Here is a 21,516-nt window from a genome sequence, read left to right on the forward strand (position 1 = left end):
AGCGCTGCTCCGTGCTGGGTCGGTCGAGCCGGCATCACTGGCCGAGCGGTCCACGGCCCGTCATGAACGCGAGCGCGGAACCGGCACGGCACCCCGCAGCGGGTGGAGCACCAGTGGCGGCGGCCGTGACGGAGCAGGTAGCGGTTGCAGGGGGCGGAGCCACAGGCGGTGAGGCGCTCGGCGTCAGGGCCGGTGAGAAGGTCCGCAGCGTCCGCGGCGAGGGTCGCCAGGGCGTGGTCGACGATCGCGGTCGTGGGATGAGGGGTGGCTCGGTAGGGGCCGTTCTTGTCGTCCCACTGCAGCAGCGGCGCGGTGGGGACGCGGGTCATCGCGTCGTTGACGGCGGTGACGGCGGCCGGGACGGCGGGAAGCCCGGCGGCGCGGGAGGCGAACAGCGACCTGACCTGTTCGCGCAGCGAGCGCACCTGCGTCGCGCACATCTCCCGCATGCCGACGTCGACGGGGGCAAGACCATGTGCTGTCAGCCAATGGTTCGCCTGCGCGGGAGTCCCCAGGAGATCGAGCGTGTGCCCGCCGGGCAGCGCCATCGCGCTGTTGGCGAGGGCAAGGGAAAGGTGCTCTTCCTCGCCCTGTGCGGGCGGCACAACGGGTTCTGCGATCTCGGACTCCTTCATGTTCCTCATGGTACGGCTTGTGCTCATCCGTGAGAAGCGGCTAACGTCATCTCACGGTTAATCCGCATCTATCCGTGAGGTGTTTCCCCGTGTCTGCTCTTTCCGGAACGACCGACCAGTTCCCGGTGCGTGTTCTCGGCGGCCCGACCGCCCTCTTCGAGTACGGCGGCCTGCGCTTCCTGACCGACCCGACCTTCGACGGCCCGGGCGACTACCCCTCGCACGGCCCGGTCCTGACCAAGACCGCCCCCTCCGCCACCGTCCCCGCCGACCTCGGCCCCATCGACGTGGTCCTGCTCTCGCACGACGAGCACGCCGACAACCTCGACACCTGCGGCCGGGCCCTGCTCGCCGACGTCCCCCTCACCCTCACCACCCCCGGCGCTGGGGAGCGTCTCGGGGAAACGGCCAAGGGCCTGGCCGACTGGGAGTCCGTCGAGCTGAACCGCCCCGACGGCGGCACGATCACCGTCACCGGCGTCCCCGCCGTGCACGGCCCCGGCCCGCGCGAGCAGGTCGAGCCGATAACCGGCCAGGTCGTCGGCTTCGTGCTGACCGGAGAGGGCCTGCCCACCGTCTACGTCAGCGGCGACAACGCCTCACTGGACGCGGTCAAGGAGACAGCGGCGCGCTTCGCCCCGGTGGACACCGCCGTCCTCTTCGCCGGAGCCCCTCGCTTCCCCGTGCTCTTCGACGGTGGGCTGCTCGTCCTGGACAGCGCCCAGGCCGCGCAGGCGACCGAGATCCTCGGCGCACGCCGCGTCGTCCCCGTCCACCACGACAGCTGGGCCCACTTCACGGAGGGGCGCGACGAGTTGGAAGCCGCGTTCGCCGCCGCCGGCCTGGCCGACCGCCTGGACGCGGACTGGATCCAGCGCGCCTGAGCCGACGGCAGGGATCCGTGCCGACCTCAGCGGTCGATCTCAAGGCTGCGGGTCGGACTCAAGGCTGCGGGGGGCGCCGTGCGCGACGCCCCCCGGGTGCCCCGAGGCACGGTGTTCACGCTTCCGGCGCCGGGCCCCTGCCGGCCCACGTGGCGATCAAGGGAAACGGCGCGTGATGATGGAAAGGCCCGCGCGCCTCGAGCAGGGGAGAGGGTCCATATGTGCCGATGGGTGGCCTATACGGGAACGCCGGTCCTCCTCGACTCGCTGCTCTACCGCCCCGCACACTCCCTGATCGACCAGAGCCTGCACTCCCGGATGGGCGTCGAGACCACCAACGGCGACGGGTTCGGCATCGGCTGGTACACGCCAGAGGGCGGCACTCCGGCGGTGATCCGGGACACCGGACCCGCGTGGAACAACCGCAATCTGCGGGAGATCTCGGCGCACATCCGCTCCCACCTCTTCTTCGCCCACATCCGGGCGTCGACCGGCTCGGCCATCCAGCAGACGAACTGCCATCCGTTCCGGCACGGGCGGTGGCTGTGGATGCACAACGGCGCCATCGCCGACTTCCACCGCTTGCGCAGGGACCTCTGCATGGTCATCGACCCGTCGCTGTTCGCCGACATCGAGGGCTCGACGGACTCCGAGGTGATGTTCTTCCTGGCGCTCACGTTCGGTCTGGACCAGGACCCGCCGACGGCCGTCGCCCGTATGGCGGGCCATGTGGAGTCGCTGGGCCGCCGGCACGGCGTGGACTTCCCGCTCCAGATGACCGTCGCGGTGGCCGACGGGGAGCGGCTGTGGGCCTTCCGCTACTCCAGCGAGCACCGCTCACGCTCCCTGTACTACAGCGCAGAGGTCGAGACACTGCGCTCGCTGCACCCCGACATGAAGTTCCTGAGGGGGCTCTCCGAGGACACCCGCCTTGTGGTGTCGGAGCCGCTGAGCGGACTGCCCGGGGTGTGGACCGAGTTCCCCGAGAGCAGCTACGGCGAGGTCGGCGCCGACTCGGACTTCGTCCGGCCCTTCGTTCCGACGCAGGCCGACGGGGCGCTCCCGCACAGCACCGTGCCGTGACGCCGGCGGCGCCCCGGTGGCCGGGCGGTGCCTCCGTGATCAGGGTGCCGGGTGCCCAGGGCTCAGATCGATGACATCGCTCAGGCGCAACACCTCGCCACGGGGCAGCGGTTCCGCCGAACCGTCGACGGGGGTGAGGCAGAACCCCACATGGTCCCCCCAGTCGGCCCGCTCCTCCACCCTGCCGATGAACCAGGCGCAGGCGTCGGCCAGTACGGGAACGCCGTGCGCCCCCGGCTCCCACTGCGTGAGTCCGAACTTGTCGACGCGGTCGCCGCTCTCGCCGCCGAACAGCCGGGCCAGCCCGTGCTGCTCGCGGCCGAGCAGATGCACGCCCAGGTACGCGGCCCGGCACGCCATGCGATAGGTGTGGTTCACCTTGGACAGCCACACCACGAACCGCACCGGGTTCAGTGAGGACTGGGAGGCGAATCCGACCAGGCAACCGGCCCGCCGCCCCTCCGAGGCCGCCGTGACGAGGTACACCGGAGGGTCCAGCAGGTCAGTGAATCCGTTGACGTCCACCATGGGCGAAACCTTCCCGGACAACCCATCAGGCCCCGTACCGGCGCGCCGTGCCGTGCGCCCGTTCACTCCCGGTTGCCCTGGTCCGCCGCGCGCGACACGGGGGACGCGGGATGTGTGACGGCGCCGGGGAGGCGGGGCGGGCGGGTCAGGCGGAGTCCCGGCGTACCAGTTCCGTCGGCAGGATGAGCGCGGCCGGTTCCTCCCCGCCGATCCGGGCCAGCAGCATCCGCACCATCTCCTTGCTGATCCGGTCCCACGGCTGTCGGATCGTGGTGAGCCGGGGGCGGGTCGACAGGGCGGCGGGCGAGTCGTCGAAGCCGCCCACGGCGATGTCCTCGGGCACTCTGCGGCCGGCCCGGGACAGGGCGTCGAGGACGCCCTGGGCCATCAGGTCCGACGCCACGAAGACGGCGTCGAGGTCCGGGGCCCGCTCGAGGAGCAGTTCCGCGGCCTGCTCGCCGCTGGTCCTGCTGTAGTCGCCCGTGGCGATCAACAGGTCGTCGGCGGGCAGCCCGCACTCGGCCAGCGTCTCCCGGTAGCCGGCGAGGCGTTCGACACCGCCGGGGGTGTCCGATGGGCCGGACACCGTGGCGATCCGGCGGCGGCCCGACGCGTGCAGGTAGCGCACCATGTCGCGGGCGCCTTCCCGGTCGTCCGCCGCCACGTAACCGATCCTGGCCTGCTGCCCGAGGGGCTTCCCGCAGGCGACCACCGGCACGCCGGCGGCCTGGAGTTCTCCGGCCACCGGATCGCCGGAGTGGCTGGAGACGAGCAGGACGCCGTCCACGTGTCCGGCCTGGATGTACCGCAGATTGCGCCGGCGTTCGTCCTCGCTGCCGGCGATCATCAACAGCAGCGGAATGTCCTGTGCGGCGAGCTCCTGGGTGCAGGAACGCAGCAGCACATTGAAGTTGGGGTCCTCGAAGAAGCGCTCCTGCGGCTCGGTCAGCAGGAACGCGACCGAGTCGGACCTTCCGGTGATCAGCGAGCGGGCGTGCCGGTTGACGACGTAACCCGTCCGGCGGATCGCGTTGTTGACTGCCGTCTGTGCCGCCGGGCTGACGTAGTGACCTCCGTTGAGGACGCGTGAGACGGTCCCGCGGGAGACTCCCGCCTCACGTGCGACGTCGTGGATCGTCACCGATCGGCGCTTGCCGTCCGGGCCGCGGTTCATGCTGTGTCCCCTCGTTCCCCTGACGTCATGACTTTACGGCCCCGGACAGCAGGTCGAGACTCCAGAACCGCTGGACGACCAGGAAGAGGGCGATCAGCGGGACGATCGCGAGCAGGGCGCCGGTGATGACCAGCGTGTAGAGGGCGGGCGTGCTGGACCCCTGGGCGAGCAGCGTGAACAGGCCGACCGTCATGGGGAACTTGGTGTCGTCGCTGAGCATGATGTACGGCAGCAGGAAGTTGTTCCAGATCGCCACGAACTGGAAGAGGAAGATCGTCACCAGGCCCGGCGACATCATCGGGACGCCGACCCGCAGGAAGATGCGCCACTCACCCGCGCCGTCCATCCGGCCCGCCTCGACGAGTTCCATGGGGATCGCGGCCTGAGCGTAGATCCGGCCGAGGTAGACGCCGTACGGGGACAGGACCAGCGGCAGCAGCACGGACAGATAGGAGTCCGTCATGTCGGCCTTCGCCATCAGCAGGTACTGGGGGACGGCGAGGATGACCGGCGGCATGAGCACACCGGCGAGCAGCACGTTGAAGATCGCCTCACGGCCGCGGAAGCGGTAGATCGCGAGCGCGTAGCCGGAGACGGCGGAGACCATCGTGGACAGCACGGCGCCCAGTCCGGCGTAGAGGGCAGAGTTGCCCATCCACCGCCAGTAGATGCCGTCGCGGTAGGCGCCGAGGTCGGCGAGGTTGTCGCCGAAGCCGCTGCCGGGCAGGAAGGTGAAGGTGGAGAACAGCTCCGTGCCCGACTTGGTTGAGGCGACCAGGACCCAGGCGACGGGCAGCAGGCAGTACAGCGCGCCGAGCAGCAGTGCGGCGGTGGGCAGGAGGGCGGCTCGGCGTCTCCGCGGCGGTCCCTGGGAGGTGCCGGGGGTGCTGCCGGCGGCCGGGGCGGCACGTCGGCGCCGGGCGGGGATCGTGGGCGTGCTCATCGGGATCCTTGGTGCTTGGCACGGGAGTTGGAGGCCCTGAGCAGGGCGAAGGACAGGGCGAAGGTGGCGGCTGCCAGGACCACGGCGGTGGCGGAGGCCGCGTACACGTTCCCGGCCACGAAGGCGTCGTTGTACACCTTCATCAGCGGGCTCCAGGTGGTGGAGATGCCGTTGGTCAGGGGTTTGAGAGTGGTCGGCTCGCTGAAGACCTGGAGGGTGGCGATGACAGAGAAGAAGAAGGTCAGCACCAGCGAGGGCACCACCATCGGGATCTTGATCCGCAGCGCGATCTGCAGGGGTGTGGCGCCGTCCAGCTTCGCCGCCTCGTACACCTCGGCCGGGATGGACCGCAGCGAGGTGTAGATCACGATCATGTTGAATCCGGTGCCGCCCCACACGGCGATGTTCGCCAGCGCCAGGAACAGCGGCCCGCCGTCCAGGAGGTCGGGCCGCGGCAGCCCCAGCCGGCCGAGGACGTGGTGGAACGGGCTGACGTCCGGCAGATAGAGGAAGCCCCACAGCAGGGCGGCGACCACCCCGGGGACGGCGTACGGCAGGAAGATCGTGAGCCGGGAGAAGGCGCGTGCCCGGACCCGTTCGGTGTCCAGCAGCAGTGCGAACAGCAGCGCGAGGCCGAGCATGACGGGCACGACGATCGCCCCGTAGCCGAGGACACGCAGGGCGCTCCGGCCGAGTTCGGAATCGGTGAGCGCGGCGGTGTAGTTGGAAAGGCCCGCCCAGACCTCGGTCCGGGCGTCCTTGCCAAGGCCCAGGCCCTGGACGTCGATCTTGTGGAGGCTGAGCCACAGGGCGTAGCCGATGGGCAGCGCGAAGAACAGGGCGAACAGGACGACGGCCGGCGCCAGGAAGCCGTACGGGGCGGACCTCGCCCCGTACGGCCGCCGACGACCGTTCGCCTCGCGGCGGGTACGGGTCAGGGTCACTGCGCGACCTCGAAGCCCTGCTTCTTCAGGTCGGCGACGGTGGTGTCCTGCATCCTGCGGAGGGAGGCGCCGAAGTCCGACCTGGCCTTGGCCGCCTTGCCGAACTCGTCCTTGAAGGCGGCGTACGCGACGTTGACGTTCGGCCCCCAGTAGGCGGGCGCCGCGGTCTCCGCTATCTCGGCGGCCTCGGTGTAGAAGTCGGGCTGGTCGGCGAAGAAGTCCGGCGCCTGCACCAGGGCTCCGCTGGTCTGGGCCGATGTGGCGGCGGGGTAGATGCCGCCCTCCTTGACCAGGGCGGCCAGCGCCTCCGGGTCCGTGTTGAGCCAGGTGGCGAACTTCGCGGCGGCGTCCTTGTGCTTCGAGTCCGTGGTGACGGCCGTCGTGGAGCCGCCCCAGCTGCCGGTGACGTTCTTGGTGTCGTACCACTGGGGGAGCGGGGCCATCTTCCACTTGCCCTTGGTGTCGGGGGCGGCCGTGGTGAGCGTGCCGGGCGCCCAGACCGCGCTCACCCAGGCGATCTGCTTGCCCGTGTTCAGCGCCTTGTTCCAGGCGGGGGTGTACATGGGCTGGTTGTCGACGGCGCCCTCCTTGACCAGGCCGCCCCAGAAGTCCGCGACCTTCTTGGTCGCCGGGTCGTCGATGGCGACCTTCCACTTCTGGCCCTCGACGGTCCACCACTTGGCGCCGGCCTGCTGGGCGAGACCGGCGAAGAGGCCGGAGTCGTTGGAGGAGAAGGTGGTCAGCGCCTTGTCAGGGGCCTTCTTCTTCAGCGCGCGTGCGGTCTCGGCGAACTGCTCCCAGGTGGCGGGAACGTTCAGCCCGTACTCCTCGAAGAGGTCGGCGCGGTAGTAGAACATCATCGGCCCGGAGTCCTGCGGCACCGCGTACACGGCGTCCGTGCCGAGCGTGGTCTGCTGCCACACGCCCGGGGCGAACTCGTCCTTGATGCCGCCGACCTCCTCCGAGATGTCGGCGAGGGCGCCGTTGCTGACGAGGGTCGGCAGCGCCTGGTACTCGGCCTGGACGAGATCCGGGGCCTTCTTCGCCTTGGAGGCCGTGATGATCTTGGTGACCAGGTCGTCGCCGGAGGCCTGCTTCTGGACGGTGACCTTGATGTCCGGGTTCTTCTTGTTCCAGATGGCCGCCACCTTGTCCATGCCGGGCGCCCAGGCCCAGTAGGTCAGCGAGACCGGTCCGGAATCCGCCTGGTCGCCGCCGTCCTGGGAACCGCAGGCGGTGAGCGCCGTCGCCCCGAGGGCGACGGCTGTGGCGGTGGCCGCGAGGCGGCGGTGCAGCGTGGTGGACATGGGTGCTTCTCCCTGACCGAAGGGGCCTCCCGCTCGGTGGCGGAGGCCGGCCCTGCATCTGTGAGCGTTCACAGTAGGGAAACATCCCGGACACTTGTCAATGGTTGTTCCTGTGCGGTTATGTTGCATCACTGCATCGACGGCGATGTGTGCACGTTCCCAGATGTTCGACATTTTGACGCTTCAGGAGATATTCATGCCGGAGACCACTCCCAAGGGCCTGGACCGGCTCGCGTTCGGTGGGGACTACAACCCCGAGCAGTGGCCGGAAGGTGTCTGGCAAGAGGACGTCCGGCTGATGCGCGAGGCCGGGGTCACCATGGTGAGCGTCGGGATCTTCTCCTGGGCACTGCTCGAACCAGAGCCCGGCGCCTACGACTTCGGCTGGCTCGACCGGGTCCTCGACCTGCTCCACGAGAACGGTGTCCGTGCCGACCTCGGCACGCCCACCGCCTCCCCGCCGGCCTGGTTCTACCGGGCTCATCCCGACGCGCTGCCCGTCAGCCGGGAGGGCGTGCGCTACGCCTTCGGCTCGCGCGCCGCGATCTGCCACAGCAGTCCCGCCTACCGTGAGGCCGCCGCACGGATCACCACCGAGCTCGGCCGGCGGTACGCCGGCCACCCCGCCCTGGCCATGTGGCACGTCCACAACGAGTACGGCGTTCCCGTCAGCGCCTGCTACTGCGACAACTGCGCCGCCCACTTCCGCCGCTGGCTCGAGGCCCGCTACGAAACGGTCGAGGCGGTCAACGACGCCTGGGGCACCGCCTTCTGGGGCCTGCGCTACCGGTCCTTCGACGAGATCGACCCGCCGCGGCTGACCCCGACCGTCGGCAACCCCGCCCAGCAGCTCGACCACCGCCGCTTCGCCGACGACACGATGCGCGAGAACTTCCGCATGGAGCGGGACATCCTCCACCGGCTCGCGCCCGGCGTCCCCGTCACCACCAACTTCATGACCGCGCTCAGCCAGTGCGACACGATCGACTACTGGGCCTGGGGCCGCGAGGTCGACATCGTCACCAACGACCACTACCTGATGACCGACGGCCGCCGCACCCACGTCAACCTCGCGATGGCCGCCGACCTCACGCGCTCCGTCGCCGGCGGCGCCCCCTGGCTGCTGCTCGAACACTCCACCAGCGGCGTCAGCTGGCAGCCGCGCAACCCGGCCAAGCGACCCGGCGAGATGGCGCGCAACTCGCTCGCCCATGTGGCCCGCGGCTCCGAGGGGGCCATGTTCTTCCAGTGGCGCCAGTCCCGGAAGGGCGCCGAGAAGTTCCACTCCGCGATGCTGCCGCACGCCGGGACCGACACCCGGATCTGGCGCGAGGTGGTGCGGCTCGGGGCCGACATCGGCTCGCTCGCCGAACTGATGGGGACACGCACCGTCCCCGACGTCGGCATGGTGTGGGACTGGCACTCCTGGTGGGCGCAGGGCCTCGAATGGCGGCCCAGCGAGGACCACGACGCCCGCGAGCGCGCCGACAGCTTCTACGAGGCGCTCTACGACCGGCACCTGACCGTCGACTTCGCCCGTCCCGGGGCCGACCTTTCCGCCTACCCCCTGGTCGTCGTCCCCGCCCTCTATCTCGCCTCCGAGGAGGCGGGCCGCACTCTGCGCGCCTACGTCGAGAACGGCGGCACCCTCGTCGTCTCGTACTTCTCCGGCATCGTCGACGAGCACGACGCCGTGCACCCCGGCCCCTACCCGGGTGTGCTGCGCGACGTGCTCGGCCTGACCGTCGAGGAGTGGTCACCGCTCCGCGCGGGCGAGAGCGTGCGGATCACCGGGCCGCAGGGCGCCTCGGTCACCGGCGACGTGTGGACCGAATTCGTCGTGCCGCGCGGGGCCGAGACGGTGTGGACGTACGCCGACGGACCCGCCGCCGGCGGCCCCGCCGTCACCCGTCACCGTCTGGGCGGCGGCACCGCCTGGTACGTCTCCTCCCGGCTCGGCCCCCTCGCGCTGGACGCGGTCCTCGAGAGCGCCTGCGAGGACGCCGGCATCGCGCCCCGCAGCGAACTGCCCCGCGACGTCGAGGTGGTACGCCGCTCCGGTGACGGCGGCGACTACCTCTTCGCCGTGAACCACACCCCGCACGACACCAAGGTCCCCCTCGAGCGCCCCGGCACCGAACTGCTCAGCGGCGAGCACACCGCCGGACACCTCACCGTCCCGGCCGGCGCCGTCAAGGTCGTACGGCTCGACGCCTGACGACACCAGGACCCCCGGGCGCGGCCGCCGGTTCGCCGGCCGCCCCCGGGTGCATCGCACCGCCCACCCCCGCCCACCACCGTCGAAGGGACTCGACGATGCACACGGCCCCACGCCCCTTCCGCAGACTGCTCAGAACCGCCGTCCTCCCCGCGCTCGGCGCCCTGCTGATCACGGCACTGCCCGGACAACCGGTCAGCGCGGCGGCGACGCTCACCAACACCGGTTTCGAATCGGGCACTTCCGGCTGGTCGACCTACTCCGCGACGGGCCGGCAGGCGGCGTCCTACACCGAGGCCGGCGGGCACAGCGGCAGCAACCGCCTCAGCCACTGGTCGTCCTCCGCGTACAAGGTGGAGACGTACCAGTACCTGTCCGGACTCACCGACGGGACGTACAAGCTGAGCGCCTGGGTGCGCTCGAGCGGCGGCCAGAACGCCGCCTACCTGGCGCTGCGCAACTGCGGCTCCCCGGAGCAGCGCACCGACCTGCCGCCCACGCCGGACGGCAAGTGGGTACGCCTCGTCACGTCCGTCAGGGTGACCGGCGGACAGTGCACGGTCAGCATCAACTCCGACGCCAGGGCGGGCAACTGGCTGAACGTCGACGATCTCACCTTCACCCCCGGCTCGACCGGGCTGAGCCTCAAAGGCGTCGACGTCTCCACACTGAAGAAGAGCGAGGACCTCGGCGGCGTCTACCGCACGGCCACCGGGGCCACCGGCGACGGGCTCGGCATCCTGAGGTCGGCGGGGGCCAACTACGGCCGGCTCAAGGTCTGGGTGGACCCCGCGGACGGCTACAACAACAAGGCCCGCGTGCTGGAGACCGCCAAGCGGATCAAGGCCCAGGGCATGAAACTGCTGGTCGACTTCCACTACTCCGACATCTGGGCCGACCCGGGCGCCCAGACGAAGCCCGCCGCCTGGTCCTCGCACTCCTACGACCAGCTCAGGAAGGACGTCCACGACCACACCTACGACGTCCTGAACGCCCTCAAGGCCCAGGGCACCACCGCCGACATGGTCCAGATCGGCAACGAGATCAACACCGGCATGCTCTGGCCGGAGGGCTCCACGGAGAACTGGGACCGGACCGCCGGGCTGCTCACGTCGGGCATCTCCGCGGCGAAGGCCGTCTCGTCCTCCACCCGGATCGCGCTGCACCTCGCGCACGGCGGCGACAACGGCCTGTACCGCTGGTGGTTCGACAACGCCACCGCCCGGGGCGTGACCTTCGACGTCATCGCCGTGTCCTTCTACGGCTACTGGCATGGAGCGCTCTCCGATCTCCAGGCGAACCTGGACGACGTCTCCGCCCGCTACGCCAAGCCCGTCATGGTCGTCGAGACCGCCTACCCCTTCCGGCTCGACAGCAAGGACGGCCACGAGAACATCATCGACCTGCCCGGCGAGCTGATGCCCGGGTACCCGGCGAGCCCGGCCGGCCAGGCGGCCTGGCTGCGCGATGTGATGAACGTGGTCGAGGCCGTGCCGAACGGCCGTGGCCTCGGCGTCGTCTACTGGGAGCCCACCTGGACGGCCGTCACCGGCAACGGCTGGGACCCGGCCGACCCGTCGTCCGGCAACGGCTGGGAGAACCAGGCCCTCTTCGACTACGACAACAGGCTGCTGCCCGCCGCGAACTGGCTGGGCCACCGCTGACACCGCGCCGTGCGGGACCGACGCCGCACGCGCCCCGGCTCCGGCCGGGGCGCGTACGGCCACGCAGGTCAGGAACCGTCGAGCGGTGTGAACACGAACGAGAACTCGGCGGGCGAAGCGTGCAGTCGGTACTCGGGAAGCACCCCGGGTCCGCAGGACTGGCTGCCGAGGCCGTGCTGCCGGTGGTCGAGCTCCACCCACACCGTCTCACCCGAGGGAACGAGGTCCGTCAGGTGCTCGGCCGCGTCGAGCTGCTCGGTCGTCCAACGGCGTGCGGTCAGCCAGAAGGCCGGGTCGCCGTCGATCCGCAACCCCGCTTCCGGGGAGACGAGTTCGGCCCAGCGCACATCGGCCCGCGCGCCGTTCTCCTGCGGACGGACGTACGGGGTCTGCATCGCGTCGACATCGGCGTGCCACAGGCCGAGCCGGGCGGCCGCCCTGCTGTCCGGGTAGGCCTCGCCCGGTCCGCCGCCGTACCAGCGGACGCCCGCGTACGACGCCGGAAGGCCCAGACGGATCCCGAGACGCGGGAGCGGGAGCTGCCAGTGGCCCTCCGGGATCACGGACACCGTCAGGCGCAGCCGGACACCGTCGGACGTCCAGCGGTAGTCGGTGAGCAGCCCCACGTCACGGCCGGCCGGCGCCACCCGCGTGCGTACCCTCAGCGCGTCGTCCGTCACCTCGACCGCGTCCAGGCGGTGCCGCATGCGGTGCAGGCCGAGGGCGCGCCACAGCGGTCCGCTGCGCGGGTCGGGCTGCCAGGGCGCGCCGTTGTCGTTGTCCGTCGGCGCGCGCCACACGTTGAGCCTGGCGCCGGTGACGGCGACCGGGCCGATGGTGCGCGGTTCGCCGGTGCGGGCATCGAAGGAGGCAGGGCCGAGAGTGAGGACGCTCCGGCCGCGGGCGGGGCGGTCACCGCACGGGACCTCCGCGGGGGCCGGGCGGCCGGCTTCCAGCTGTCCCCAGGCGACCTCGTGACCCCGCCTGCCCCACGGAGTGTCCTCTGCCAGCAGTGCCCGTACCGTCCAGAGACTCTCCGTGCCCCGCCCGGCCGCCGGCGGTTCAGGCAACCGGACTTCGGCCCACGTGCCGGGCGCCGTCGGTGGGACGGTCAGCGGGCCGTGCGCCACGGTCTCTCCGCCGCTCTGAAGGGACCATTCGAAGGAGAGATGGGAGAGGTCGGCGAAGTCGTGGAGGTTGGTGACGCGCACGGTGGCCGCGCCGCCGTCGGCGGGGGCCGGTTCGATACGGACCGGCTCGATCACCTTCTTGTACTCGATCAGGCCGGGGGAGGGGGTCCGGTCCGGGAACAGCAGGCCGTCGCAGACGAAGTTCCCGTCGTGGAGCTCCTCGCCGAAGTCGCCGCCGTAGGCGAAGCCGTACCGCGCGTCGGTCAGACCGTGGTCGATCCACTCCCAGATGAAGCCGCCCTGGTTGCGCGGGTGCGCCTCGAAGAGCCGCTGGTAGTCGGCGAGGCCGCCCGGACCGTTGCCCATCGCGTGCCCGTACTCGCACAGGACGAAGGGGAGCTCGCGGCGCCCGGCCGGTCCGCCGTCGAGGCCGCGGCCGATCCTGTCCACCTCGTCGTGAGGCGGGTACATCCGCGAGTACATGTCCGTGTCACGGCAGCCCGGGTCGCCCTCGTAGTGGATGAGCCGCTCGGGGTCGCGGGCGCGGATCCACTTGGCCATCGCCGTCAGACCGCGTCCGGTGCCCGCCTCGTTGCCGAGCGACCAGATGATCACGGACGGGTGGTTCTTGTCCCGCTCGACCATCCGCGCGGCGCGGTCGAGGAGTGCCGGTGTCCAGCGGTCGTCGTCGACGGGGTTGTCGTGCCAGTCCTGCTCGACGAAGCCGTGGGTCTCCAGATCGCACTCGTCGATCACCCACAGGCCCAGCTCGTCGCAGAGGTCGAGGAAGTGGGGATGCGGTGGGTAGTGGGAGGTGCGGACGGCGTTGATGTTGTGCCGCTTCATCAGCTCGGCGTCCCGGCGCATGGTCGCGGCGTCGAGGGCGCGGCCGGTGTCCGGGTGGAACTCGTGCCGGTTCACGCCGCGGAACAGGATCCGCTCACCGTTGACCTTGATGACACCGTCCTCGACGGCGACCGTGCGGAAACCGATGCGCAGCGGGACCCGTTCGCCCGCGAGAGCCAGTGTCCCGTCGTAGAGGCGGGGCGTCTCCGCCGTCCAGGGCCGCACCGGCACGGTGACCGGCTCGCCCGTCGCGACGTCGATGCCCAGCTCCGGCACGGTGACCCGGCCGGCCGTGTCGGAATCGACCCGCAGGGTGCCCTCCGCGCGGTGGTGGTCGTAGGAGGCGTGCACGAAGAAGTCCCCCGCGCAGCCGGCCGGCCGGTGCAGGAGGGTCACGTCCCGGAAGATCCCGGGCAGCCACCACTGGTCCTGGTCCTCGAGGTAGGACCCGGAGGACCACTGGTGGACGCGGACCGCGAGCACGTTCCCTTCGGGGCGCAGCAGATGTCCGACCGCGAACTCGTGGGGCAGCCGGCTGCCCTTGAACTCGCCCAGCTCGCGGCCGTTCAGCCAGACGCGCGCGCAGGACTCCACGCCGTCGAAGCGGAGCAGCGCGTCGCCGCCGGTGCCCCAGTCCTCCGGCAGGTCGAAGCACCGCAGGTGGTCGCCGGTCGGGTTCTCGGTCGGCACGCGCGGCGGGTCGACCGGGAAGGGGTAGAGGTGGTTGGTGTAGACGGGCGCGCCGTGGCCCTGGAGCACCCAGTGGCCGGGCACCCGCACCTCGTCCCAGCCCGAGGCGTCGTGACCGGGCACGGCGAAGGAGTCGTCTTCGGCGTCGGCGGTCGCGGAGAGCCGGAAGCGCCAATTCCCGTTCAGCGAAAGGGATGCCGCGTCCGAGGTGGCGTACCGGGCGCGGGGCGGGAGCGGCCCGCTGCCGGGCCGGACATCGTCGACGTACGAGGGGGACATGGCTCTCCTGGGGCAGCACTCGGTCCCGGACGGGCACGAAGGCGGCGGCCGGGGAGGGGTGACGGGGGATCTCAACCCTCCGCCGTCGGGCACGGGTTCTGCAAGAGGCTCCGGCCAAGTGTCCGAAGTTTTGTGCAATGTTCGGCATGTCGAACATTCTGGGCCTCGGGGGCTGGTGTCCGGCGGGTCGGCTGGATTACGGTCTGCCGTCCGGGGTGTCGCATGCTGTTCGCCATATCGAACGACTCGAGGCCGATTCGCGACCGTCCAAACCGTTGACGCGGTTCGCCGCCACCCCTACATTTCGTGGCAAGCGCTTTCCTGAAACGATTCATTCACCATCCATACATCATTGGCGAGAGGGTGCATCATGCGTATGTCCAGGCATGTGGAGAGGCGGACCTTCCTCAGGGCGGCCGGCGCGACCCTGGCCGGTGCCGGGCTCACCGCCGCCGGCTGCGGCGCCGGCAGCGGCTCGTCCGGCGGGCCCGTCACCATCCGCTATGCCTGGTGGGGCGCGGACGACCGGGCGAAGAAGATCAACCAGACCGTCGCCCTCTTCGAGAAGAAGCACCCGAAGATCAAGGTCAAGACGGACTTCCAGCAGTACGGCGACTTCTGGAAGAAGTTCAACACCCAGGCGGCGGGCGGCAATCCGCCGGACGTCTTCCAGAACGCCATCGGCTTCCTGCGGAAGTACGACGCCAAGCGGGTCCTGCTCGACCTCCATACGCAGGCGAAGAAGGGCAACCTGGACCTGGGCGACTTCCGGGCCGGCCTCGAGAAGTTCGGCGAGGTGGACGGCAGACTGCTCGGCGTACCGGTCGGCTCCAACTCCATGGGTCTGATCATCGACGAGCGGGTCTTCGAGAAGGCGGGCGTCACCCCGGCACCGGGCTGGACGTGGAGCGACTGGGACGACGCCCTCGTCAAGATCCACGACAAGGCCGGCGTCGCGGGCGACTCGGGCCCCTTCGGCGTCATGTACCTCTACGACCTGATCCTCCGCCAGAACGGCAAGGCCTTCTTCACCGAGAAGGGCCTCGGATTCACCGAGAGCGACCTCGTCCCCTACTGGACCGAAGCAATGAAGCGCGTCAGGACGGGGCTGTACGCGGACCAGAAGAAGGTCGAGCAGGTCAAGCCCAAGTCCGCCCTCGCGGCCGGGCTCTCCGGCGGCGAGTTCACCTGGGACAACTTCACGGCGCGATACTCCGCCGAAGGCAAGAGCTCGTACGCGATCGCCCCGATCCCCACCGGCGACGGCAAGAAGACCGGCCAGTACCTCGGTTCACTGATGCTCAGCGGCAGCGCCCGCACCAAGCACCCCGCGGAGGTGGCGACCTTCATCGACTTCATGGTCCATGACCCCGAGGTCGGCCGGATCATGGGGTACGACCGCGGAGTGCTCGCCACCAACGAGCAGTACGAGGCGTTCCGGCCCACCGACCCGGTCAGCAAGAAGATCGCCGCGTACGAGAAGCAGATAGCCGCCGCCGGCACGCTGGAGACCATCACCCCCCACCCCGCCGGCGCGGACGTCGTCGAGGCCGCGTTCCTGCGGATCGCCGCCGACATGGCGCTCGGCAAGGCACCCGTCGAGGACTCCGCGAAGCAGTTCTTCACCGAGGCGAAGACGGCGCTCGGCTCCTGATGGGAACGCCCCCCATGACTCAGCTCGAGGACTCCGTGCGGCAGGTGGCGGACAAGGCCCCTGCCGCCGGCACGACGCCCTCGCCCGTCCGCCGCCGCGGAGGCAAGGACGGCCTGATCGGCTATCTGTTCATGTCGCCCTGGATCGCCGGCTTCCTGCTGCTCACCGCGGGACCGATGGTCGCCTCCCTCTACTTCGCCTTCACCGACTACAACCTCTTCGACTCCCCGAAGTGGATCGGCCTCGGCAACTTCTCCGAGATGTTCGCCGACCCGCGCTGGCGCACATCGGTCGAAGTGACCGCCAAGTACGTCCTCATCGGGACCCCGTTGAAGCTGCTCCTCGCCCTCGGCGTCGCGCTGCTGCTGGCCCAGAGCCGGCGCGGACAGGCCTTCTACCGGGCCGCCTTCTACGCCCCCTCGCTCGTCGGCGCCAGCGTGTCCGTCGCCATCGTGTGGCGCGCGCTGTTCTCCGACGACGCGGTGGTGGACCGGGCGCAGACGTTCCTCGGCATGGACGTCGGCGGCTGGATCGGCGACCCCGCCTGGATCCTCTACTGCCTGGTGGCGCTCACCGTCTGGCAGTTCGGCGCGCCGATGGTCATCTTCCTGGCCGGGCTCAAGCAGGTTCCCAAGGAGCTGTACGAGGCGGCCCAGGTCGACGGCGCCGGTCCGTGGCGGCGCTTCTGGCACATCACCCTGCCGATGATCTCGCCGGTGATGTTCTTCAACGTCCTGCTGGAGACCATCCACTCGTTCCAGATCTTCGGATCGGCCTACATCATGAGCAACGGCAGCTGCGGACCGGCGGACGCCACGCTCGTCTACACCTGCTACCTGTACCAACAAGGCTTCGAGAACAGCCGGATGGGCTTCGCCTCCGCCATGGCCTGGATGCTGCTGATCGCCGTCGGCCTGGTCACCGCGGTGCTGTTCTGGTCCCAGCGACGCTGGGTGCACTACGAGGAGGCAGCCCGATGAGCGGCACGATCACCACCCGCGCGCGCCGCGGCAGCGGCTCGCTGCTCTGGCACCTCGGGGCCCTGGCACTGCTCGCCGTGGTCCTCTACCCGGTGATCTGGGTCATCGGCGGCTCGCTGAAGCCCAGCGACGACATCATCGGCAGCCTGGACCTGTTCCCGACCGAGCCCGTCGTCGCGAACTACCGGCGGCTGACCGACGGCATCGCCGACATCCCCATCACCACCTTCTTCGTCAACTCCACGTTCCTGGCGCTCGGTTCGGTGGCCGGCGTGCTGCTGTCGTGCTCACTCGCGGCCTACGCCTTCGCCAAGATCCGGTTCCCCGGGCGGAATCTGATGTTCGCGCTGATGATCGGCACGCTGCTGCTGCCGTACCACGTGCTCCTGATCCCGCAGTACGTGCTGTTCCAGAAGCTGGAACTGATCAACACCTATGTGCCGCTGCTGCTCGGCAAGTACCTCGCCACCGACGCCTTCTTCGTGTTCCTCATGCTGCAGTTCATGCGGAACCTTCCGAGAGAGCTGGACGAGGCCGCCCGGCTGGACGGCTGCGGGCATCTGCGCATCTACTGGTCGATCGTGCTGCCGCTGTGCCGGCCCGCCCTGATCACCAGCGCCATCTTCACCTTCATCAACGCGTGGAACGACTTCATGGGCCCGCTGATCTATCTGAACGAGCCGGAGAAGTACACGGTCTCGCTCGGGCTGAAGATGTTCATCGACCAGGACGCCGTCGCCGACTACGGCGGCATGATCGCCATGTCGCTCGTCGCGCTGCTGCCCGTGCTGGCGTTCTTCCTCGCCTTCCAGCGCCATCTGATCGACGGCATGGCGACCTCGGGCCTGAAGGGCTGACCGGCATGGCAGCGCGCACCCTGACGCAGCAGGGGTCCCGGCTCTCCACCGGCTTCGGCGTCTTCGCCGAATGCCTGCTCACCGGCGTGTGGATGACCGTCGCCGCCCTGCCGCTGGTGACGGCACCGGCGGCCTTCGCCGCCGGCGTCCGCCATCTGCGGCGCCACCTGCGGCACGAGGTGACGGGCGGGCGGCACTTCGCACGTGACTTCCGTGCCGCCGTCCGAGGCGGCTGGCTCGTCGGTCTGTCCGGCCCGGTGGTCCTCTGGCTGCTCTGGCTCAACCTCACCGCCGTGCGCGCGGGGTTGCCCGGCGGAGCGTTCGTGGGCACGGTCGCGGTCCTCGCCGCCATCGGGGCCGTGGTCGCGGTGCTCCGGGCGGCGGCCGTATGGGAGCCCGGCGCGTCCTGGACCGTGTTGCTGCGCGGTGCCGCCCGGCGCACCGTGCGCGACCCGGCCGGATCACTGTTGCTGGTGGGCGGGTTCGCGGTGGTGGCGGGGACCGCCTGGGCCGTGGCCCCGCTGGCGGTCCCGGTGACGGGCGCGGTCGCGGCTGCGGCGGTTGCCGTCGAAGCACGGTACGCCGCCCGCTGACGGGGCCGGTGCCCGCACCCGGGCCCGTGCCCGCACCCGCGAAATCCGCACGTCCGCATGCCTGCACCGCGAAATCCGCACGTCCGCACCGCAGCGAAACCGCACGTCCGCACCGCCGCACGCCTGCACCGCCGCCAGTCCGCACGTCCGCACCGCCGCCAGTCCGCACGTCCGTACCCGCGCCGGTCCGCATGCCCGCACCGCCGCAAGGCCGTCCGCCCGCACCACCTTGAACCGTACGCCGGGACACCGCGGCGAACGCGTACGCCCGGACCACGGCGAACCCGCGCACTTCTGCTCTGCCCTGCTCAAGGTTCCCCGTCCCTTACCGCCCAGGTCTCACAGAAGGAATCGTCATGTCTCCGATCTCCCGCAGGTCCCTGCTCTCCGCGGCGGCGGCCGCAGGCGCGGCCGCCCAGTTCAGCTGGGCCCTCGGCAGTACCACTGCCCAGGCGGCGCCACGCCCGGCGGCCGCCGGGCCCGAACCGGTGACACTGAAGTGGCTGGAGGACGACGGGCTCGGTGCCGCCCCCGGCACCACCCTCGGCGTGCCGTGGCCGAAGGGCGCGTACGCCGAGGACCAGACGTTCTCGCTGGCCACCGCCGACGGCAAGCAGGTGCCGGTCCAGTCGTGGCCGCTCGCCCAGTGGCCCGACGGCTCCCTGAAGTGGACCGCTCATGCCATCGGTCCCGAGACCACGGCGGAGAGCTTCACGCTCACCGCGGGGGAGCCCGCCGCACCCGCCCGGCGGATCACCGTCACCACCAAGGGGGGCACGGTCGACGTCTCCACCGGCGTCATCACCGCCCGCCTCGGCACCAGCGGGTCCTCCCTCGTCAAGTCCGTGACACGCGGCACCACCGAGATCGCCACGAACGGGCGGCTCGTGCTGCTCCGCCAGGGCGAGATCGAGGACGGCGACCAGGGGCGGGAATCCTACGACCGCTTCGAGAGCGCCATCCACGAGACCGAGGTCGAACAGGACGGGCCCGTACGGGCCGTCGTCCGCATCGACGGCAAACATCGCCGGGGCAACCGGAGTTGGCTGCCGTTCTCCGTCCGTCTCTACTTCTACGCCGGCGCCGAGTCGTTCCGCATGGTGCACACGATCACCTACGACGGCACCCAGGAGCCCGGCCGGGCCGACGGCGACTTCATCCGCGGACTCGGCGTCCGCTTCACCGTGCCGATGCGGGACCCCTCGTACGACCGGCACATCCGGATCGGCGGCGACGGCACCGGACTGCTCCGGGAGGCCGTCAAGGGCATCACCGGACTGCGCCGCGACCCGGGAGCGGCCGTCCAGGCGGCCCAGTTCGAGGGACGAGAACTTCCCGATCCGGCCACCTGGGACCAGCGCGTCACCAGCCGTCTGCACCTGATCCCCGAGTGGGGCGACTACACCCTCAGCCAGCTCTCCGCCGACGGGTTCACCCTGCGCAAGCGCACCAAGAAGGGGCACGGCTGGATCGCGGCCGGCGGCGGGCGCCGGGCGTCCGGGTTCGGCTATGTCGGCGGCGTGAGCGGCGGACTGTCCTTCGGTCTCCGCGACTTCTGGGAGAAGCACCCCGCCGGCCTCGACATCCGTGACGCGCACACCGACAGCGCCGAAGTCACCCTCTGGCTCTGGTCGCCCGAGGCGCAGCCCATGGACCTGCGCTTCTACCACGACGGCCTCGGCCAGGACACCTACGCCGAGCAGCTCGAGGGCCTGAACATCACCTACGAGGACTACGAGCCCGGCTTCGGCACCCCGTACGGCATCGCCCGCACCAGCGAACTCCTCTTCTGGGCCCACGACTCGACACCCGAGGCGGGGACCCTGGCCAAGGAGACGTCCGCAGTCCGCACCCCGCCCCAACTGGCCGCCCCGCCCGCCCACATGGTCGCGGCCAAGGTCTTCGGCGGCCTGTTCTCCGAACCCGACCGGTCCACCGCCGCCAAGGCCAGGATCGAGGACCACCTCGACTTCCTGTTCACGTACTACCGCGACCAGGTGGACATGCGGCGCTGGTACGGCTTCTGGGACTACGGCGACATCATGCACAGCTACGACCCGGCCAGGCACCAGTGGCGGTACGACGTCGGCGGCTACGCGTGGGACAACTCCGAGCTCTCTCCCGACCTGTGGCTCTGGTACGCCTACCTCCGCTCCGGCCGCGCCGACATCTTCCGGTTCGCCGAGGCCATGACCCGCCACACCGGTGAGGTCGACGTCTACCACCTGGGCAAGTGGGCCGGCCTCGGCACCCGGCACGGCATCCAGCACTACGCCGACAGCGCCAAGCAGCAGCGCATCGCCAACACCACCTACCGTCGCTTCTACTACTTCCTCACCGCCGACGAACGCACCGGCGACCTCATGCACGCCAACGTGGACTCCGACGAGACCTTCCTGGTCCTCGACCCGATCCGGAAGATCCGCACGGAGCCCTACACACCCGACCGGCACGCCCTGTCCATCGGCTTCGGCACCGACTGGAGCGGACTGGTCTCCGCATGGCTCACCGAGTGGGAACGCGGCGGTCCCAAGGCGGCGAAGGCGAAGGCCAGGATCCTGTCCACGATGGAGACGATCGCAGCCCAGCCCAACGGTTTCGTCCAGGGCAGCGGCCTGTACGACCTCGACACCGGCCGGTTCGCCGTCGAGAAGGAGGCCAAGGTCGGCGTCTCGCACCTGTCCGCCGTCTTCGGTCTGAACGAACTCTGCGCGGAGCTGATCGACCTGGTCGACATGCCGGCGTTCCGCGAGGCGTATCTCGACTACTGCCGCTACTTCAACGCCACCAAAGCGGAGCAGGCGGCGCGCTACGGCTCCCACTTCGGCTCGCTGATCCTCTTCCAGGGCCACTCCAGGCTGGACGCGTACGCGGCCGTGCAGACCGGTGACGAGAAGCTGGCGCGCCGTGCCTGGGAAAAGTTCTACAACAGCGACGGCTACCGGGAATCGGCGCCGTGGGCCACGGAGGAGGTCGGCGGGCCCGTCACCCTGGTGCCGGGCAGCGAGGCCAACTGGGTCTACACCAACGACACCGCGCTGTACGGGCTCGCGGCCATCGAGAACCTCGCGCTGGTCGGGGACCGGATGCCGTAGGGCGCCGAACCG

16 protein-coding genes are annotated in these 21,516 nt (G+C 70.4%); 9 read left to right on the forward strand and 7 right to left on the reverse strand.

Annotated elements, in window-relative coordinates; all coding sequences use genetic code 11:
• Positions 1-635, reverse strand: a 635-nt coding sequence (locus AB0K36_RS29080; protein ID WP_435877955.1) for a CGNR zinc finger domain-containing protein, incomplete at its 3' end; no start/stop codon positions are given.
• An 89-nt stretch (positions 636-724) separates the two neighbouring features.
• Between AB0K36_RS29080 and AB0K36_RS29085 the strand changes: the two genes are divergently transcribed.
• Positions 725-1,519, forward strand: coding sequence for an MBL fold metallo-hydrolase (locus AB0K36_RS29085; RefSeq protein WP_364599991.1), 795 nt, complete (start codon positions 725-727; stop codon positions 1,517-1,519).
• Between the two features lie 219 nt (positions 1,520-1,738).
• The gene (locus AB0K36_RS29090) at positions 1,739-2,602 is read left to right on the forward strand and encodes a class II glutamine amidotransferase (RefSeq protein WP_364599993.1); all 864 of its coding nucleotides are present in this window, start codon (positions 1,739-1,741) and stop codon (positions 2,600-2,602) included.
• A 39-nt stretch (positions 2,603-2,641) separates the two neighbouring features.
• Here AB0K36_RS29090 and AB0K36_RS29095 read toward each other — a convergent pair whose 3' ends face one another.
• The 5 genes from AB0K36_RS29095 to AB0K36_RS29115 form a co-directional block, all read right to left on the reverse strand.
• Complete coding sequence (locus AB0K36_RS29095; protein WP_364599995.1) at positions 2,642-3,130, reverse strand: flavin reductase family protein; 489 nt, start codon at positions 3,128-3,130, stop codon at positions 2,642-2,644.
• A 145-nt stretch (positions 3,131-3,275) separates the two neighbouring features.
• Entirely contained in the window at positions 3,276-4,304 is a 1,029-nt protein-coding gene (locus tag AB0K36_RS29100; protein WP_364599997.1) for a LacI family DNA-binding transcriptional regulator, read from the reverse strand.
• Positions 4,305-4,329: 25 nt separating this feature from the next.
• Complete coding sequence (locus AB0K36_RS29105; RefSeq protein ID WP_364599999.1) at positions 4,330-5,247, reverse strand: carbohydrate ABC transporter permease; 918 nt, start codon at positions 5,245-5,247, stop codon at positions 4,330-4,332.
• Positions 5,244-6,185, reverse strand: a complete 942-nt coding sequence (locus tag AB0K36_RS29110; RefSeq protein WP_364600055.1) for a carbohydrate ABC transporter permease — start codon at positions 6,183-6,185, stop codon at positions 5,244-5,246. The genes AB0K36_RS29105 and AB0K36_RS29110 overlap by 4 nt, the downstream gene beginning before the upstream one ends.
• A gap of 2 nt (positions 6,186-6,187) precedes the next feature.
• Positions 6,188-7,498 carry an ABC transporter substrate-binding protein gene (locus tag AB0K36_RS29115; RefSeq protein WP_364600001.1) on the reverse strand — a complete coding sequence of 437 codons (1,311 nt, stop codon included), beginning with the start codon at positions 7,496-7,498 and terminating at the stop codon, positions 6,188-6,190.
• Between the two features lie 196 nt (positions 7,499-7,694).
• Here AB0K36_RS29115 and AB0K36_RS29120 point away from each other — a divergent pair, with 196 nt between their 5' ends.
• Entirely contained in the window at positions 7,695-9,716 is a 2,022-nt protein-coding gene (locus AB0K36_RS29120; RefSeq protein WP_364600003.1) for a beta-galactosidase, read from the forward strand.
• A gap of 98 nt (positions 9,717-9,814) precedes the next feature.
• Entirely contained in the window at positions 9,815-11,380 is a 1,566-nt protein-coding gene (locus tag AB0K36_RS29125) for a glycosyl hydrolase 53 family protein (RefSeq protein ID WP_364600005.1), read from the forward strand.
• Positions 11,381-11,448: 68 nt separating this feature from the next.
• On the opposite strand, the gene AB0K36_RS29130 is transcribed toward AB0K36_RS29125, so the two are convergent.
• Positions 11,449-14,325 carry a glycoside hydrolase family 2 TIM barrel-domain containing protein gene (locus AB0K36_RS29130; RefSeq protein WP_364600007.1) on the reverse strand — a complete coding sequence of 959 codons (2,877 nt, stop codon included), beginning with the start codon at positions 14,323-14,325 and terminating at the stop codon, positions 11,449-11,451.
• A gap of 370 nt (positions 14,326-14,695) precedes the next feature.
• Between AB0K36_RS29130 and AB0K36_RS29135 the strand changes: the two genes are divergently transcribed.
• From AB0K36_RS29135 to AB0K36_RS29155, 5 genes are all read left to right on the forward strand, one after another.
• Complete coding sequence (locus AB0K36_RS29135; RefSeq protein ID WP_364600009.1) at positions 14,696-15,979, forward strand: ABC transporter substrate-binding protein; 1,284 nt, start codon at positions 14,696-14,698, stop codon at positions 15,977-15,979.
• On the forward strand, positions 15,979-16,959 hold the full coding sequence (locus AB0K36_RS29140; RefSeq protein ID WP_364600011.1) for a carbohydrate ABC transporter permease: 981 nt from the start codon (positions 15,979-15,981) through the stop codon (positions 16,957-16,959). Before AB0K36_RS29135 ends, AB0K36_RS29140 begins: the two co-directional genes overlap by 1 nt.
• Positions 16,956-17,816: a carbohydrate ABC transporter permease gene (locus AB0K36_RS29145; RefSeq protein ID WP_364600013.1), complete on the forward strand. Its 861-nt coding sequence runs from the start codon at positions 16,956-16,958 to the stop codon at positions 17,814-17,816. Before AB0K36_RS29140 ends, AB0K36_RS29145 begins: the two co-directional genes overlap by 4 nt.
• A 5-nt stretch (positions 17,817-17,821) precedes the next feature.
• Positions 17,822-18,409 (forward strand): hypothetical protein, encoded by a 588-nt coding sequence (locus tag AB0K36_RS29150; RefSeq protein ID WP_364600015.1) that lies wholly within the window; start codon positions 17,822-17,824, stop codon positions 18,407-18,409.
• A 356-nt stretch (positions 18,410-18,765) separates the two neighbouring features.
• The gene (locus tag AB0K36_RS29155; protein WP_364600017.1) at positions 18,766-21,504 is read left to right on the forward strand and encodes an exo-rhamnogalacturonan lyase family protein; all 2,739 of its coding nucleotides are present in this window, start codon (positions 18,766-18,768) and stop codon (positions 21,502-21,504) included.
• Positions 21,505-21,516: the final 12 nt, after the last annotated feature.

This window comes from Streptomyces kurssanovii (genome assembly GCF_040677245.1).
Taxonomy (GTDB): domain Bacteria; phylum Actinomycetota; class Actinomycetes; order Streptomycetales; family Streptomycetaceae; genus Streptomyces; species Streptomyces kurssanovii.